16 protein-coding genes are annotated in these 16,592 nt (G+C 37.6%); 9 read left to right on the plus strand and 7 right to left on the minus strand.

The genetic code is table 11. The annotated features are described in order from the left end of the window. Position 1 precedes the first annotated feature (1 nt). From A6B43_RS01905 to A6B43_RS01920, 4 genes are read right to left on the minus strand one after another with little or no spacing between them, the layout of a single operon-like run. Complete coding sequence (locus A6B43_RS01905; protein ID WP_124210901.1) at positions 2-625, minus strand: NADH:ubiquinone reductase (Na(+)-transporting) subunit D; 624 nt, start codon at positions 623-625, stop codon at positions 2-4. Beyond that, the gene (locus A6B43_RS01910) at positions 625-1,401 is read right to left on the minus strand and encodes a Na(+)-translocating NADH-quinone reductase subunit C (protein ID WP_124210902.1); all 777 of its coding nucleotides are present in this window, start codon (positions 1,399-1,401) and stop codon (positions 625-627) included. Before A6B43_RS01910 ends, A6B43_RS01905 begins: the two co-directional genes overlap by 1 nt. After that, on the minus strand, positions 1,394-2,632 hold the full coding sequence (locus tag A6B43_RS01915) for an NADH:ubiquinone reductase (Na(+)-transporting) subunit B (RefSeq protein WP_124210903.1): 1,239 nt from the start codon (positions 2,630-2,632) through the stop codon (positions 1,394-1,396). The genes A6B43_RS01910 and A6B43_RS01915 overlap by 8 nt, the downstream gene beginning before the upstream one ends. A gap of 2 nt (positions 2,633-2,634) precedes the next feature. Then, positions 2,635-3,972, minus strand: coding sequence for a Na(+)-translocating NADH-quinone reductase subunit A (locus A6B43_RS01920; protein ID WP_124210904.1), 1,338 nt, complete (start codon positions 3,970-3,972; stop codon positions 2,635-2,637). 390 nt (positions 3,973-4,362) lie between these two features. Between A6B43_RS01920 and nfuA the strand changes: the two genes are divergently transcribed. After that, positions 4,363-4,944, plus strand: coding sequence for a Fe-S biogenesis protein NfuA (gene nfuA, locus A6B43_RS01925; RefSeq protein ID WP_418902973.1), 582 nt, complete (start codon positions 4,363-4,365; stop codon positions 4,942-4,944). A gap of 69 nt (positions 4,945-5,013) precedes the next feature. Here nfuA and pflA read toward each other — a convergent pair whose 3' ends face one another. From pflA to pflB, 3 genes are all read right to left on the minus strand, one after another. Further along, positions 5,014-5,751 carry a pyruvate formate lyase 1-activating protein gene (pflA, locus tag A6B43_RS01930; protein ID WP_124210905.1) on the minus strand — a complete coding sequence of 246 codons (738 nt, stop codon included), beginning with the start codon at positions 5,749-5,751 and terminating at the stop codon, positions 5,014-5,016. An 85-nt stretch (positions 5,752-5,836) separates the two neighbouring features. Further along, on the minus strand, positions 5,837-6,940 hold the full coding sequence (locus A6B43_RS01935) for an adenosylhomocysteinase (RefSeq protein ID WP_124210906.1): 1,104 nt from the start codon (positions 6,938-6,940) through the stop codon (positions 5,837-5,839). A gap of 177 nt (positions 6,941-7,117) precedes the next feature. After that, a complete protein-coding gene (pflB, locus tag A6B43_RS01940; protein WP_124210907.1) occupies positions 7,118-9,442 on the minus strand; it encodes a formate C-acetyltransferase in 2,325 nt (774 codons plus the stop codon). Between the two features lie 285 nt (positions 9,443-9,727). On the opposite strand from pflB, the gene A6B43_RS01945 reads away from it, so the two are divergent. The 8 genes from A6B43_RS01945 to gnd all read left to right on the plus strand — a co-directional run bounded on the left by A6B43_RS01945 (position 9,728) and on the right by gnd (position 16,491). Continuing rightward, positions 9,728-10,201 (plus strand): YqaA family protein, encoded by a 474-nt coding sequence (locus A6B43_RS01945; RefSeq protein ID WP_124210908.1) that lies wholly within the window; start codon positions 9,728-9,730, stop codon positions 10,199-10,201. 41 nt (positions 10,202-10,242) lie between these two features. Then, positions 10,243-10,788 carry an ADP compounds hydrolase NudE gene (nudE, locus tag A6B43_RS01950; protein ID WP_124210909.1) on the plus strand — a complete coding sequence of 182 codons (546 nt, stop codon included), beginning with the start codon at positions 10,243-10,245 and terminating at the stop codon, positions 10,786-10,788. Next, the gene (locus A6B43_RS01955) at positions 10,778-11,167 is read left to right on the plus strand and encodes a hypothetical protein (protein WP_124210910.1); all 390 of its coding nucleotides are present in this window, start codon (positions 10,778-10,780) and stop codon (positions 11,165-11,167) included. The genes nudE and A6B43_RS01955 overlap by 11 nt, the downstream gene beginning before the upstream one ends. Before the next feature lie 58 nt (positions 11,168-11,225). Further along, entirely contained in the window at positions 11,226-12,038 is an 813-nt protein-coding gene (gene cysQ / locus A6B43_RS01960; protein ID WP_124210911.1) for a 3'(2'),5'-bisphosphate nucleotidase CysQ, read from the plus strand. Between the two features lie 83 nt (positions 12,039-12,121). Further along, positions 12,122-13,597, plus strand: a complete 1,476-nt coding sequence (zwf, locus tag A6B43_RS01965) for a glucose-6-phosphate dehydrogenase (protein WP_124210912.1) — start codon at positions 12,122-12,124, stop codon at positions 13,595-13,597. Positions 13,598-13,668: 71 nt separating this feature from the next. Then, positions 13,669-14,373: a 6-phosphogluconolactonase gene (gene pgl / locus A6B43_RS01970; RefSeq protein ID WP_124210913.1), complete on the plus strand. Its 705-nt coding sequence runs from the start codon at positions 13,669-13,671 to the stop codon at positions 14,371-14,373. 12 nt (positions 14,374-14,385) lie between these two features. Then, positions 14,386-15,015: a hypothetical protein gene (locus tag A6B43_RS01975; RefSeq protein ID WP_124210914.1), complete on the plus strand. Its 630-nt coding sequence runs from the start codon at positions 14,386-14,388 to the stop codon at positions 15,013-15,015. Between the two features lie 21 nt (positions 15,016-15,036). Continuing rightward, positions 15,037-16,491 (plus strand): decarboxylating NADP(+)-dependent phosphogluconate dehydrogenase, encoded by a 1,455-nt coding sequence (gene gnd / locus A6B43_RS01980; RefSeq protein WP_124210915.1) that lies wholly within the window; start codon positions 15,037-15,039, stop codon positions 16,489-16,491. Positions 16,492-16,592: the final 101 nt, after the last annotated feature.

Genomic DNA, 16,592 nt, shown 5'->3' on the forward strand with positions numbered 1-16,592 from the left:
ACTATTTCTCCACTTGTTCAGGTTTCCACGTTCTTAAGCCCCAGATAATGAAGCCAATAATAAAGAACGCACTTGGTGCTAATAAGAATAAACCGTTTGCTTGGTACCAACCACCATCTTGGATAGTTTGGAAAATCGTAATACCAAAGAGTTTCCCTGAACCAATTAGTTCGCGTAAAAATGCAACAACAATTAGCATTGCACCATAGCCTAAACCATTACCAATACCATCAACGAAGCTTTCAACAGGCGTTGATTTCATTGCAAAGGCTTCCGCTCGTCCCATAACAATACAGTTTGTAATAATCAAACCAACAAAAACAGAAAGTTGTTTTGATAGATCATAAGCATAAGCTCGCAAAATTTGGTCAACTAAAATAACCAAAGATGCAATGATCGCCATTTGAACAATAATACGAATACTATTTGGAATATAATTACGAATTAACGCAATAAAAAAACTAGAAAATGCCGTTACAAGACTTACAGCAAGCCCCATTACAATTGCAGTCTCGAGTTTTGTGGTAACCGCTAATGCTGAACAAATACCTAATATCTGTAAAGCAATCGGGTTATTATGAATTACTGGTCCAAATAATAACTTTTTAAGATTTTCTTTAGCCATTAGTTAGCTCCCGCTTTTAATTTTGCTAAATACGGACCGAAGCCGTTTTGACCGAACCAATATTTAAATGTTCCATCAACCCCTTTTGAAGTTAAAGTTGCTCCAGATAATGCATCAATACCATGCTCTTTATCTATAGATGCCCCTTTAGCAATCGTAATTGCTGACTCACCTTTTTCATTCAACAATTTTTTGCCAATGAAATTTGCTTGCCAACGAGGGTTTTCAATTTCACCGCCTAATCCTGGTGTTTCACCATGATCATAGAACGTGATACCTTTGAGAGTATTACCATCAGGTTGAACAGAAACAAAACCATACATAACAGACCATAGTCCAGTTCCATAAATTGGAATAACTACTTGATTAAGTTGCCCATCTGGATTTTTAACTAGATATACTTCAGCATATTTAGCTCGTGTTCGTAAACCTGCTTTATCTACTTCAGGTGAAATTGCAACACTTTGTGCAGGATCTTTCGCAGCTAATTTAGCATCAAAATTATTTATACCCTCAACATATTCACCCGTTGCTAAATCAACAATTTTCGGCTCAATGTTTTTAGCATAAATTTCTTTAATCTGAGTTTTCGGTGTATTTGCATTCAATAAACCAGCGACACTCAGAATATTTTTTTGTTTATCTAAGGCTTTTTGTTCTTCTTGAGCAGGCTTTAATAATACCGCGCCACCCGCAACAATTAAGGAACAAATTAAACTTAATACTACAACGACGGTGAGAGTCCCGCCAACGCTATCTTTATTAAACTTAGCCATTGCGTGCCTTCCTACGTTTGATATTACCTTGAACTACTAAATAGTCGAAAATCGGTGCAAACAAGTTCGCAAATAAAATTGCTAACATCATACCTTCTGGATATGCTGGGTTTGCGACACGGATAATCACACACATTACCCCAATTAAAATACCATACCACCATTTACCTTTATTGGTAAAGGCTGCTGAAACAGGGTCTGTTGCCATAAAGAACATACCAATAGCAAAACCGCCTAAAACAAGATGCCAATGCCACGGCATAGAGAACATAGCGTTTGTTTCTGAACCGATTAGATTGAATAAGGTTGCAGTTGCAGCCATACCAATCATTACACCAGCGATAATTCTCCAAGAAGCAATACGAGCAAAAACAATAATTGCTGCACCAATCATTAATGCAAGGGTAGAAACTTCACCAATAGAGCCTGGAATATTACCTAAAAATGCATCCATCCAAGTGATTGTATCGCCTGTTGCAACGTGTTTTAGTGCTGATTGACCGCCTGTTGCCCATTGTGAAAGTGCCGTAGCACCAGAGAAACCGTCAGCAGCTGTCCAAACAAGATCACCAGAAATTTGTGCTGGATATGCAAAGAATAAGAATGCACGCCCTGCTAACGCTGGGTTCATAAAGTTCTTACCTACTCCACCAAAGACTTCTTTTGCAACAACAACACCGAATGTTGAAGCAAGAGCAACCTGCCATAACGGCACAGTCGGCGGTAACACTAAGGCTAAAAGTATAGAAGTAACAAAGAAACCTTCATTAATTTCGTGTTTACGAATAACGGCAAATAATACTTCCCAGAAACCACCTACAATAAATACTATTGCATAAATTGGTAAGAAGAAAATTGCGCCTAGCAACATTTTTGCCAAAACACCCGCATCTTGGTGTAATACACCAAAAGTATTTGCCAATGCAAAGTGCCAGTTATCATTGATATTATTTGCTACGTTTTGTGCAAAATCACCCATTCCCAATGCAAGAATAGACTGAGATCCCACATTATACATTCCCCAAAACATCGCTGGAAATAATGCAAGCCATACAATAATCATCATACGTTTTGAGTCAATCGCATCACGAACATGAGAATCTTTATGGGTTACTGTTCCTGGTGTATAAAAAAGCGTATAAGTTGCTTCAAACAATGCATACCACTTTTCATATTTTCCCCCAGGTAAAAACGCAGGTTCCATTTTTTCGAAAAGATGTTTTAAACCCATTTTTAACCTTCCTTCTCGATCTTATCTAATGTTTGACGCAAAAGAGGACCATACTCATTTTTGCCAGGACAAACAAAAGTACAAAGTGCTAAATCTTCTTCATCCAATTCCAAGCAGCCTAAAGATTGTGCTGAATCAGAATCTCCTGCACATAAATCACGTAACAATAGGGTTGGAATAATATCTAATGGTACAACACGCTCATAAGAACCAATTGGTACCATTGCACGATGCCCGCCATTGACTGCCGAAGTGAAATTAAATAATTTCTTGCTGAAATGCCCTAATACAGTACGAGTTATAGAAAATTTATCTGTACCTGGTGCTATCCAACCAAAAAATTCTTTTTCACGACCTTCCGCAATCACTGAAACTTGCAACGCATAACGCCCTAAATAATCGTGAACGCCTGTAGCTTTCGCACCACTTAACACAGATCCTGAAATCACACGATTATCACCATCTTTTAACTCATTAGCGACAATACCCGATACTTTTGCACCTAATTTAGTCCGAACTAAACGTGGATTTTTCACTTGAGGACCTGCAAGAGAAATAATTCTCTCAACATCTAATTGCCCTGTAGTAAACAACTTACCAATAGCAATTACGTCTTGGTAATTTAAATACCAAACTTGTTTGTTAGCGTTTACAGGATCAATAAAATGAATATGCGTACCACTTAATCCTGCAGGATGTGGACCAGTAAACGTTGTATTTTTTACATTTGCCACATTAACATTCAGATCTTGTGCTGAACAAAGATGAATTGTTTTTTCACCATTAAATAAACGGCTTAATACAGTTAAACCATTTACAAAATCTTGTTTATATTCATTTAATACCACCATTGGATCTGCAGCTAGTGGATTCGTATCCATTGCATTAACAAAAATTGATGATGGTTCAGTATTTAATGCAGGTATTTTGCTAAATGGACGCGTACGAAATGCCGTCCACAAACCAGATTCCACAAGATTCTGCTTTACTTGTTCGCCAGTTAAAGATGCAAGATCTTCCATTTTATAATGGCTAAAGGTAATTTGCTCATCACCTTCAACTTTAATAACAACTGACTGAAGAATACGCTTCTCACCACGATTAATCGCAACAATCGTACCGCTTGCAGGTGCAGTAAAAACAACCCCAGGATTCTTTTTATCTTCAAAAAGAACCTGGCCTTTTTTGACTACATCACCTTCACGAACCTTCATTGAAGGACGCATTCCCACATACTCTTCACCAAGCACAGCAACTTCACTAACAGAATTTCCGTTATGGATTACCTGCTCAGGTTTTCCCGAAATAGGGAGATCCAAGCCTTTTTTTATTGTAATCATATTGTATGCACTACTTTTTTGGGTTAAAAAATATGATTGCAGAAAACTGCAATCGCTCTATTGAGTCATAGCTAAATTAAAAATAAATGTTGATGTCCCCACTTATTTCTACTTGCTACGTTAAGTTCTCAAATTCTGCTTTTACCTCTCTCATCGTGTAGAGATAAAAAATAACGTTTTATTATACTAGAAAAATACCTCTAAATTCTAGTTTAACCACATTTTTTTAACATTTATCACTAAAATATATGAGAAAGTTTGACTTATTTCAAATTTTGTAAAGTCCATTAAGTATAATTATCTTTTCTTATTTTCCTAAAAATTTGATACTAGTCAAAAAATTTACTTCGGAGTAGAATATTGAAAATTCCCTACACAATGGATTTCAAGATGAATATTACTATTTCAGAAGCGGCACAAAAACATTTCCGCAATTTATTAGACCAACAAGAAGAAGGCACAAATATTCGTATTTTTGTCGTTAATCCTGGTATGCCAAGTGCTGAATGCGGCGTATCTTACTGCCCATCAAATGCAGTGGAAGAAACTGATACTGAGATGAAGTTTGAACGTTTTTCTGCATTTATTGATGATGTCAGCTTACCATTTTTAGAAGATGCCGAAATTGACTACGTTACCGATACAATGGGGACCCAGCTAACAATGAAAGCCCCTAATGCGAAGATGAAAAAAGTCTCCGATGATGCCCCATTTATTGAGCGTTTAGATTATGTAATTCAAACCCAAATCAACCCGCAATTAGCAGGACATGGTGGGCGTGTTACCTTAATTGAAGTAACCGATGATAAATATGCAATTCTACAATTTGGCGGTGGTTGCAATGGCTGTTCAATGGTTGATGTAACCTTAAAAGAAGGGATCGAAAAGCAGTTGCTTAGCCTTTTCCCTGAGGAATTAGTGGGCGTAAAAGATGTAACCGAACACCAACACGGAGAACATTCTTATTACTAATAAAAGCAAGCGGTAAGATATTGAGCAATATTTGCAATGTTAACCTTTATCCTACCGCTTATTTCTCGATTAATATTTTACCGTATGTCCGTAGCTTTCTAAAATTCCCTTGATATGCTCCAAACTCTCTTTTGATGGTGGTTCAACGTCTTTCAGTTCATACTCATAGCCCAATGTTTCCCATTTATGAGCCCCTAAGCGGTGGTAAAGGAGCAACTCTACTTTTTCAATATTCCGCATTCCTTCAATAAATTTTCCCAAACGATGAACGGAATCATCATCGTCTGTATAACCTGGTACAACAACATAACGAATCCACGTTCTCTGATTACGTTTTTCTAAATAACGAGCAAAAGCTAAGGTACGCTTATTTGGTACACCAATCAAATCTTGATGAATTTCATCATTCAGCTGCTTTAAATCTAGTAAGACTAAATCCGTATAGTCAATCATTTCATCAATGACGTCATTATAATGACGCACAAAACCATTCGTATCTAAACAAGTGCTTATCCCCTCAGCTTTACAGGCTTTAAACCAATCTCGCACAAATTCTGCTTGCAACACCGCTTCTCCTCCTGATGCAGTTACGCCTCCACCTGTTGCTCGCATAAAATGTTTATAAGTTACAACCTCTTTCATCAATTCTTCTACGCTGATTTCTTTTCCATCATCAAGATCCCACGTATCTCGATTATGGCAATATTTACAACGCATTAAACAACCTTGTAAAAAAAGAATAAAACGAATACCAGGACCATCAACCGTCCCTGCAGATTCAAAAGAGTGATAACGCCCTATTGACATATATTTTCCTTAGCTATATCAAAAGCTATGCAAAAAATCATTGTAAACTCACCGCTTGTATTGGCTATTGCTAGTGATAAAACAGTTATAAAACGGTTTCCCATACTTTTTTTGGTAATAAATAAACTCCATTTTCAGCTTGCTCACCTGCCCCAACAATATAACCTATCCCACTTGCCATTACGGCTAAAGTTACGTCAAATGCATTTAAACTATCACCATAGCCTGCCGTTAAATTAAACATTGATCCATCTGCCAACAAATAAATAATTTTTCCCTCAATTTGATAGGCATTGATATACGGCATCGGCTCAGACATTGGATAATTTTTTAAGAATGCCACATCCACTTCTTCTGCAACGTGTCCAACATTTAAAATAAATACCCCCGATTTTGCCTGCTCTAGTAAGGCTTTTGACAGTACATTTTTTGCTCCTGTTGCCGTTGCAATAATATCAGCTAAACCGACCGCTTGTTCTAATGGCATTACCTGCCAACCATCATATTCTGCTTGTAAAGCTCGAGCTTTATCAATTTCAGCAATAATCACTTTTCCACCATAGGCTTTAGCGGAATGCGCAACACCTTGCCCAACAAGCCCATAACCAATTACTACGACTGTTTTTTCGTGTAAGGTTAAATGGGTAGTATCAAAAAAGGTATGCCACGCAGTCAGCCCTACCATATGGCGATTATGCAACCCCTCTTTAACTGGTAAATCGTCCCAGTTAAAAATTGGATAATTTGGCGTTAAACCATTCAACCGACTCACTCCAGACCCTGTGGCTTCCAGCCCTGCTTTAACATTGGTTTGTAATTTTTCAGAATGAATTAACGTTGTAAGATCTGCTCCCATTTCACATAAATGGGTCGGGTTCCACACTATCGCTTCACGAAAGCTCTCGTGCCAATTCTCTTGGCTCATATTTCTCCAAGCTTTCGCCTCTGCCCCACATTTTACCAAATAATCCACAACATCATTTTGCACCGTGGTTGGATTACAGGTAGTTAAAAATACTTTCGCCCCTTTATCTAACAGCCCTTTTACAAGCGGTGCCATTTTTAAATCTAAGTGCATATTACAGGCTAAACGGATATGAGAAAGATCAGGCAATTTTTCAACAGCCCATTTTGTTCTCACCATATTTAATTCAGCCCACGCAAGTTCAGCAGAAAAGTTTTTGTACATTGTTATTACCCCCTATTTACTTTAAGAACAATAATAGTCTACTACAAATTCATACTTATCAATACTCTAGGAACTATCAACTAAAATAGATAATTTACTAGATACATTTATTTCTTGAATTATCCCATCATAAAAAAACCGCTTATAAACAAGCGGTTTTAAATTTATTTACAATAATTAAATACTTTGAGTAAACGTCCGAGTAATGACATCTTGTTGTTGCTCTTTAGTTAAAGAATTAAAACGCACAGCGTAGCCTGATACACGAATCGTTAATTGCGGGTATTTTTCAGGGTTTTCCATTGCATCTAACAACATTTCACGATTCATTACATTTACATTTAAATGCTGTCCGCCTTCAATGTCCGTTTCGTGGTGGAAATAACCGTCCATTAGCCCTGCTAAGTTACGTTTTTGTGCCTCTAAATCTTTACCTAACGCATTTGGTACGATTGAGAAAGTATAAGAAATACCATCTTTCGCAAAGGCAAATGGTAACTTAGCCACTGAAGTTAAAGAGGATACTGCCCCTTTTTGATCACGCCCGTGCATTGGGTTTGCGCCCGGTCCAAATGGTGCACCGCTACGGCGACCATCTGGGGTATTACCTGTTTTTTTACCATAGACCACATTTGAAGTAATCGTTAAGATCGATTGCGTTGGCGTTGCATCACGGTAAGTGCCTAATTTTTGGATTTTCTTCATAAAGCGTTCAACTAAATCGCAGGCAATATCATCTACACGATTATCGTTATTACCAAATTGTGGGTATTCCCCTTCAACCTCAAAATCCACCGCAATATTTTTTGCGATACCAACAACCTCACCTGCTTTATTTTTGATTTCAATATCGCCACGCACAGGTTTAACTTTAGCGTATTTAATCGCAGAAAGTGAATCTGCTGCCACTGAAAGTCCTGCAATACCACACGCCATTGTGCGGAATACATCACGGTCGTGCAGTGCCATCAATGCCGCTTCATAACAATATTTATCGTGCATAAAGTGGATAATATTCAATGCCGTTACATACTGTTTTGCCAGCCAATCCATAAAGCTATCTAAGCGAGCCATTACCTCATCATAATCTAAATATTCGCTCATTATCGGCTCTGATTTAGGACCAACTTGATCGCCTGATTTCTCGTCTACACCACCATTGATTGCGTATAATAAGGTTTTAGCTAAGTTTGCTCTTGCCCCGAAGAATTGCATCATTTTACCAACAACCATTGGGCTTACACAGCAAGCGATTGCATAGTCATCACTTTGGAAATCAGGACGCATTAAATCATCGTTTTCATATTGCACCGATGATGTCTCAATAGAAACTTTTGCAGCATAATGTTTAAAACTTTCAGGTAAATTTTCAGACCAAAGAATGGTTAAATTTGGTTCAGGTGATGGCCCCATTGTGTACAGAGTATGCAGTAAACGGAAACTGTTTTTCGTTACTAACGTACGCCCATCTAACCCCATACCTGCAAAACTTTCCGTTGCCCACATTGGATCGCCAGAGAAAAGTTGATCATATTCAGGGGTGCGTAAGAAACGAACCATACGCAATTTCATTACAAGATGATCCATCAATTCTTGAGCATCTTGCTCAGTAATTTTTCCGAGTTTTAAATCACGCTCAATGTACACATCTAAGAAGGTGGAAACTCGCCCAAACGACATTGCCGCTCCATTTTGCGATTTTACTGCAGCGAGATAAGCAAAATAAGTCCACTGAACCGCTTCTTGCGCATTCATTGCGGGTTGAGAAATATCAAAGCCATAGCTTGCTGCCATTTCTTTCATTTGCCCTAATGCACGGTGCTGCTCTGCAATTTCTTCACGCAGTTGAATAGTCGCTTGAATATCTTCACCACTTTCTAATTTCTCCTGCAAGGAATTAAATTGGTTTAATTTATCTTGCATTAAGAAATCTGCACCATACAGCGCCATACGGCGATAATCACCGATAATACGCCCACGACCATAAGCATCAGGCAAACCTGTAATTATTCCTGATTTACGGCAACGTAAAATATCTGGAGTATAAACATCAAATACCCCTTGATTGTGGGTTTTACGATATTCTGTGAAAATTTTTTCAATCTCTGGGCTTAATTCACGGTTATAAACGTTACACGAGCCTTTCACCATATTGATCCCACCAAATGGCATAATGGCTCGTTTTAACGGAGCATCTGTTTGCAACCCGACAATTTTTTCTAAGGTTTTATTGATATAACCAGCGCCGTGAGAAGTAATAGTAGAAGGTGTTTCGCTATCAATATCATAAGGTTCGTGCGTTTTGTTTTCGACCTTAATCTTTTCCATCACTTCTGCCCAAAGCTGTTGAGTTGCTTCGGTTGCATCTGCAAGGAAAGATTCATCGCCTTCATAAGGCGTATAATTTGCTTGAATGAAATCACGCACATTAACGCTAGTTTGCCATTCGCCGGGAGCGAAGCCTTCCCAAGCCTGTAATTGTGCTTTTGTTAATTGAGTCATTTTAAGTCCTTTATTTAAAGTGAGTAAATTAGGGATACAAACGGTAAGTTAGAGTAAAATTGATATCACAAAGGATTCCAATACTAAAAAAACACAAATCATAATAAATTTGAAATTTTATAAATTTTGTTGAATTATAGATCTGTAATCCTACTCATTAAATAACTTACTCTCATAAAATAAATAAACTAGACACTTCTTTTGATTTACATCAAAATTAGCCTACCGAATAAATAATAAACATACTAAACTCAAACATAAATTTTACAGAGATATTACAAACCAATGCTTGATTACTTCACTTCTTTTTTTAGCTTATTCTTTTCTGCAGAAAATCAACTGTGGATAATGTTTCTCAGCGCTTTTTTAAGTGCCACTATTTTGCCAGGAAATTCCGAAATTATTTTTAGTACATTATTGACTCAACATTTACTTATCGGACAAAACAACCTAACGCTTACGCTCTTTATAATAGCCACCGTAGGCAATAGCTTAGGGAGTTTAACCACTTATTTAATGGCTCGCCTTATTCCTAAACCGCTAAATGAAAGCACTACAGTACGCTGGGCATTACAACAAAGTGAAAAATATGGGGGGTGGCTATTACTATTGAGTTGGCTGCCTGTTATCGGTGATATTCTATGCGGTGTTGCTGGTTGGTTACGGCTTAATTTCTGGCAAAGTGTATTATTTATCACACTAGGTAAAGCGATCCGTTATGGGCTTTTATGGTGGGGTATAGCGACATTCCTGCCTTAAACAACTATAATCAAACGACTTATTATTGTGAGAAAATACCAATGTCAAAACAGTTACCTGAAATTCTCAACATCTCAACCCTTGCTAAAACCAAGATTTTTGAAGTACAAGCGGTTGATTTACGTTTTTCAAATGGGGAAGAACGTACCTACGAACGCTTAACACCACAACGCCGTTCATCTGTGATGATTATTCCGATTTATAATGACCAACTTATTTTTATCAAAGAATACGCGGTAGGCTCGGAACGTTACGAATTAACCTTTCCGAAAGGGCTTGTTGATCACGGCGAACAACCAATTGAAAGTGCCAACCGTGAATTACAAGAAGAAATTGGCTTCGGCGCAAAAAACTTACAGCCACTACGCTCCTTGTATAGTGGACCAAGCCATATGTATGGTTTACTACATCTATTTATTGCACAAGATCTCTATCCTGCGAAACTCACTGGCGATGAACCTGAACCATTAGAAATTATCTATTACCCGTTAGCTGATATAGATAAACTTCTCGCTGATCCAAATTTTTCTGAATCTCGCAACCTTTCTGCCCTATTTCTGTTAAAGGAATTTCTCAATGGAAAATAAACGCATTCTCTGGCTTTTTCCACTACTGACACAACTGGTTTTAACCCTCTTTCTACCATTTTTTAATAGCTTCACCCTCAGTAATTTAGGGTATATTGCTCTATTTGCCACCTTACCTGCATTTTACTTTGCGTTAGTTTGTCTGCGATACAAATTTCATCAACGTAATCTCATTCAAATTGCCTTTTGGTCTGGTGCAATCAATTTTCTCAACACACTGATTTTTTTCTCGATATTATCTGCAATCGAGCCATTACAAACACAAATTTCTCTTTGGGAAAATACAATTGCTATTATTGCTTACGCCTTAATGTTTGCCTTAACGGCTATTATGTATTCGCTGGTCATTTTACGGATATTTTTACCAAAGAACATTTGATTTACTTTTTCGCTAGCGTATTATTGAGCCTATTATTTATGATGACAACGGAGTGCCAATGCAACAGCTTAGTCCCCAACTTCTTGATGACGTATTAAAAATTGCATATCAAGCAGGTGAACATTTAACCGCATTTTATGCAAAAAACGTTGAAATTCATATCAAAGCCGATAATACACCGCTTACTGAGGCCGATCTTTTCGTTAGCCAATTTATTACAGAGCAACTTACACAACTTACTCCACATATACCAGTACTATCCGAAGAGAGTTGCCACATTCCCTTTGAAGAACGAAAAAAATGGCAAGAGTACTGGATTATCGATCCCCTAGATGGCACACAACAATTTATCAATCGAACCGATCAATTTTCGGTAATTATTGCCTTAGTTCAACAAAATTGCCCTGTTCTTGGCGTTATTCACGCCCCTATTTTACATAAAACCTATTACGCTATGCAGGCAAATGGTGCTTTCTTAAGCCAAAATGGTAAAAGCATCTCCTTACAACCGCCAATGCAAAATTTATCAGAAACCCACCGCTTGAAAATCACCATTGGCTCATCAAATAACCAACGTATTTCAGATAGCCTACAATCCCCTTATCAAAGTGAATTTCTTAAATACGGCTCCAGCAGTTTAAAAGCAGGGCTAGTTGCCGAAGGCAAAGCTGACTGCTATGTTCGCTTAGGTGATACGGGAGAGTGGGATACTGCAGCAGCAGATATTCTCTTACGTGAATGCGGAGGAAGCATTTTTGATACCCAATTTCAACCTCTCAGCTACAACAAACGTGAAACGTTAGTCAATCCGCATTTTGTTATGGTAGGAAATAAGGCCGAACCGTGGCACTCAATTTTCCAATTTGATTAGATTTATTGATTAGCTGATTTAACAAAAATAATGCAAAATAGCTGTTACTCCACTTTTTTATTTTAAGTTAGGACTCTTTACAAATGAATAACTGTATCGTCATTTTTGGTGCGTCTGGTGATTTGACCCACCGCAAACTCATTCCTGCCCTCTATAATCTCTACAAAATTGGGCGTTTAAGTGAAGAATTTTCTGTATTAGGCGTTGCCCGTAGCCCTTTAGATGATCAAACATTCCGTGAAAAAATGCGTGAAACGCTGATCAAAAATGAGAATGCAAGCGGTGAAATTCTCGAAAAATTTTGCGAACATCTTTACTATCAAGCAATCAATACCTCTGACTCCGCAGACTATGGAAAACTTGTCCCTCGCTTAGCTCAATTACATGAACAGTACAATACTGGCGGTAACACGCTGTACTATCTTTCTACCCCGCCAAGCCTATACGCTATAATTCCTGAATGTTTAGCAAAACACGGGCTAAATACCGAGCAACAAGGCTGGAAACGGATTATTGTTGAAAAACCATTTGGCTACGATATTAAAACAGCTGAAGCACTTGATATTCAAATTCACCGCTTTTTTGAAGAACATCAAATTTACCGTATCGACCATTATCTTGGCAAAGAAACCGTACAAAATTTACTCGTTTTACGTTTCGCCAACGGCTTATTTGAGCCACTTTGGAACCGTAATTTTATTGATTATGTTGAAATTACAGGGGCAGAAACTATCGGCGTAGAAGATAGAGGCGGTTATTATGATGGCTCAGGTGCAATGCGTGATATGTTCCAAAATCACTTACTTCAAGTGCTTGCAATGGTAGCAATGGAACCACCTGCGATTATCAATGCTGACTCAATGCGTGATGAAGTCGCCAAAGTGCTACACTGCCTACACCCACTTTCTAATGACGATATTCAAAATAATTTAGTATTAGGGCAATATACCCGTGGTATTGAAAATGGCAAAGAAGTTAAAGGCTACCTAGAAGAAAAAGGTGTTCCACCTGAATCCAACACTGAAACTTTTATGGCATTGCGTTGCCAAATTGATAACTGGCGTTGGGCTGGAGTGCCGTTTTATGTTCGCACAGGTAAACGCCTACCAACACGAGTAACAGAAGTCGTTATTCATTTTAAAACGACCCCCCACCCTGTTTTCAGTCAAAATGCGCCAGAGAATAAATTGATCATTCGGATTCAACCCGATGAGGGAATTTCAATGCGTTTCGGCTTGAAAAAACCAGGTGCTGGCTTTGAATCAAAGGAAGTCTCAATGGATTTCCGTTATGCAGATCTTGCTTCACCAAGCCTTTTAACTGCCTACGAACGACTTTTATTAGACGCAATGAAAGGAGACGCAACATTATTTGCTCGTACGGATGCTGTGCACGCTTGCTGGAAGTTCGTTCAACCTATTTTAGATTATAAAGCCGAAAATGGTAGAATTTATGACTATGAGGCTGGCACTTGGGGGCCTTCAGAGTCCGATAAACTTATCGCAAAACACGGTAAGGTATGGCGTAAACCTTCTGGTGTAATGACAAAGAAAGTTTAATTTCCCTTTATATGCTTTCTCAAGTAAATATATTTCTGAGAAAGCATATCTCACTCAATGAAGGAATAACAATGCAAACAACTATTTTCGATACCGCTCAACACGCCGTAGAAAAAATTGCACAGGAATTTATCACCTACAGCCAGCAAAACCGTCCTATTCACATTTCACTTTCTGGTGGCTCAACCCCCAAATTGCTGTTTAAAACCCTCGCTCAATCACCATTTAATACCGAAATTAACTGGCAAAATCTGCATTTTTGGTGGGGCGATGAACGTATGGTTGAACCAACCAATCCTGAAAGTAATTACGGTGAAGTTCAAACACTGCTATTTGATCATATTGAAATTCCTACACAAAATATTCACCGTATTCGTGGGGAATCTCCTGCCGAAGAAGAACTTGCAAGATTTTCTCAAGAACTCACCGCTTGTGTGCAAAACCTCGAATTTGATTGGATTATTTTAGGAATGGGGGCTGATGGACACACCGCTTCGTTATTTCCTTATCAAACTGATTTCACCGATCAACATTTAGCAGTGATTGCTCATCACCCAGAAACACAGCAAATCCGTATTTCAAAAACGGCTTATTTAATCGAAAAAGCCAAACGGATTACCTATTTAGTAACGGGTGAAAGTAAAGCCAATATTTTAAAGGAAATTCAAACCACAAATTCAGAAGATTTGCCCTATCCTGCGGCTAAAATTAAAGCTAAAAATGGTATTACCGAGTGGTATTTAGATAAAGACGCCAAATATTTATTATATAAATAAACAGGAGAAACAATGAGTGCAGAATTTTTTTCTTTTTTTGATATTAAAAATATTAGTTTTTTATTTTCTATTATTTCAATAGTATTTGGGATCAAAAAATATTATATTGATACATTCAATAAAAAAGAGATACAAGACTTTGAGCAAATAAGTAAATACTTTTTATCTGATAAAATCGACTCCTTTAAGAAAGAACATATAATTATCCAACAAATGTTATGTAATACTGTATCTATATTTAAAGGAATTACATTTGAACATATTTATAATACATTACAGAATAATAATATAGATCTTAATGCTTTTAAAAAATTACATATTCTTATAAAAGCTAAGTATATCAATAGTAATTACCAAAAACAAAAAGGACAAAAAAATTTAAAAGTAAAACCATCGTGGTTCACTATGATTATGATGGCTATATTCTTAATAATTTCATCACTATCTTTAGCAACATTCGAATATTTTAAATTAGTAAATTCAAAATTTGGCTTCTTTATCTTCGCATCAATAATGATTATTATTGAATTCGGGTTACTTTTTTATATCGATAAACGAAATCAATTTTTTTACGCCATAGAATGGTATCACAAAAATAAGCCAAAACTTCAAGATGGTTCCAAAATACTAAATAACTCATAATAATTTTAATAGGAGCAAAACATGTCAGCAAAAGGCGATATTGGCGTTATCGGATTAGCGGTAATGGGGCAGAATTTAATTCTGAATATGAACGATCACGGATTTAAAGTCGTAGCTTACAACCGTACAACGGCTAAAGTAGATGAATTTTTAGCAGGTGCAGCCAAAGGAACTAACATTATTGGGGCATATTCTTTAGAAGATTTAGCCAATAAATTAGAAAAACCACGCAAAGTGATGTTAATGGTGCGGGCAGGAGAAGTGGTTGATCAATTCATTGACTCACTCCTCCCCTATTTAGAACAAGGCGATATCATTATTGATGGTGGAAATTCAAACTATCCAGACACTAACCGCCGTGTTAAAGCACTCGCTGAAAAAGGCATTCGTTTTATTGGTTCGGGCGTTTCAGGCGGTGAAGAAGGCGCTCGCCACGGGCCATCAATTATGCCTGGTGGTAATGAAGAAGCTTGGCCATACGTTAAACCTATTTTACAAGCTATTTCCGCTAAAACAGATAAAGGTGAGCCTTGCTGTGATTGGGTTGGAAAAGAAGGTGCAGGTCATTTCGTCAAAATGGTACACAACGGTATTGAATACGGCGATATGCAGTTAATTTGTGAAGCCTACCAATTCCTAAAAGAAGGCGTTGGTTTAACCAATGAAGAACTGCAAGCTACCTTTAATGAATGGCGTAATACGGAATTAGATAGCTATCTCATTGATATTACTACGGATATTCTTGGCTATAAAGATACAGATGGCGAACCACTCGTAGATAAAATTCTAGATACCGCAGGGCAAAAAGGTACAGGCAAATGGACGGGAATCAATGCGTTAGACTTCGGCATTCCACTCACACTCATCACGGAATCTGTCTTTGCTCGTTGTGTTTCTTCATTCAAAGAACAACGTATTGAAGCATCTAAATTATTTAATAAAACAATAGGTAAAGTAGATGGCGATAAACAAGTCTGGATTGAAGCTGTGCGTAAAGCCTTACTTGCTTCAAAAATTATCTCTTATGCACAAGGTTTTATGCTTATTCGTGAAGCTTCAGAAAATTTTAATTGGGAAATTAACTACGGTGCAACAGCACTTTTATGGCGTGAAGGCTGCATTATCCGTAGCCGTTTTTTAAGTAATATTCGTGATGCTTATGAAACAAACCCTGATTTAATTTTCTTAGGATCAGATACTTATTTCAAAAATATTTTAGAAAAAGCACTCTCTGAATGGCGTAAAGTCGTTGCAAAATCTATTGAAGTCGGTATCCCAATGCCGTGTATGGCATCTGCAATTACGTTTTTAGATGGTTACACTTCTGCTCGCTTGCCTGCAAACTTACTACAGGCGCAACGTGATTACTTTGGTGCTCACACCTATGAACGTACGGACAAGCCTCGAGGTGAGTTCTTCCATACTAACTGGACAGGACGTGGGGGCAATACAGCCTCAACAACTTATGATGTATAATTGAATATTCAGAATAATTAAATAAAGGGCGATAGCTCTTTATAACTCCAAGCGGTGAGATTACGCTAATTTTTTGTAAAATTACTAAGCTCTCTCACCGC

The sequence above is a fragment of the Vespertiliibacter pulmonis genome (assembly GCF_013377275.1).
Classification (GTDB): domain Bacteria; phylum Pseudomonadota; class Gammaproteobacteria; order Enterobacterales; family Pasteurellaceae; genus Vespertiliibacter; species Vespertiliibacter pulmonis.

What these genes read in the sequence shown, in the direction of transcription:
- pflB (WP_124210907.1), bottom strand. Translation starts at nt 9,442, where the DNA reads ATGACTCAATTAACAAAAGCACAATTACAGGCTTGGGAAGGCTTCGCT.
- A6B43_RS01915 (WP_124210903.1), bottom strand. Translation starts at nt 2,632, where the DNA reads ATGGGTTTAAAACATCTTTTCGAAAAAATGGAACCTGCGTTTTTACCT.
- A6B43_RS01905 (WP_124210901.1), bottom strand. Translation starts at nt 625, where the DNA reads ATGGCTAAAGAAAATCTTAAAAAGTTATTATTTGGACCAGTAATTCAT.
- A6B43_RS01945 (WP_124210908.1), top strand. Translation starts at nt 9,728, where the DNA reads ATGCTTGATTACTTCACTTCTTTTTTTAGCTTATTCTTTTCTGCAGAA.
- A6B43_RS01935 (WP_124210906.1), bottom strand. Translation starts at nt 6,940, where the DNA reads ATGTACAAAAACTTTTCTGCTGAACTTGCGTGGGCTGAATTAAATATG.
- nudE (WP_124210909.1), top strand. Translation starts at nt 10,243, where the DNA reads ATGTCAAAACAGTTACCTGAAATTCTCAACATCTCAACCCTTGCTAAA.
- A6B43_RS01955 (WP_124210910.1), top strand. Translation starts at nt 10,778, where the DNA reads ATGGAAAATAAACGCATTCTCTGGCTTTTTCCACTACTGACACAACTG.
- zwf (WP_124210912.1), top strand. Translation starts at nt 12,122, where the DNA reads ATGAATAACTGTATCGTCATTTTTGGTGCGTCTGGTGATTTGACCCAC.
- pgl (WP_124210913.1), top strand. Translation starts at nt 13,669, where the DNA reads ATGCAAACAACTATTTTCGATACCGCTCAACACGCCGTAGAAAAAATT.
- gnd (WP_124210915.1), top strand. Translation starts at nt 15,037, where the DNA reads ATGTCAGCAAAAGGCGATATTGGCGTTATCGGATTAGCGGTAATGGGG.
- pflA (WP_124210905.1), bottom strand. Translation starts at nt 5,751, where the DNA reads ATGTCAATAGGGCGTTATCACTCTTTTGAATCTGCAGGGACGGTTGAT.
- cysQ (WP_124210911.1), top strand. Translation starts at nt 11,226, where the DNA reads ATGCAACAGCTTAGTCCCCAACTTCTTGATGACGTATTAAAAATTGCA.
- nfuA (WP_418902973.1), top strand. Translation starts at nt 4,363, where the DNA reads ATGAATATTACTATTTCAGAAGCGGCACAAAAACATTTCCGCAATTTA.
- A6B43_RS01920 (WP_124210904.1), bottom strand. Translation starts at nt 3,972, where the DNA reads ATGATTACAATAAAAAAAGGCTTGGATCTCCCTATTTCGGGAAAACCT.
- A6B43_RS01975 (WP_124210914.1), top strand. Translation starts at nt 14,386, where the DNA reads ATGAGTGCAGAATTTTTTTCTTTTTTTGATATTAAAAATATTAGTTTT.
- A6B43_RS01910 (WP_124210902.1), bottom strand. Translation starts at nt 1,401, where the DNA reads ATGGCTAAGTTTAATAAAGATAGCGTTGGCGGGACTCTCACCGTCGTT.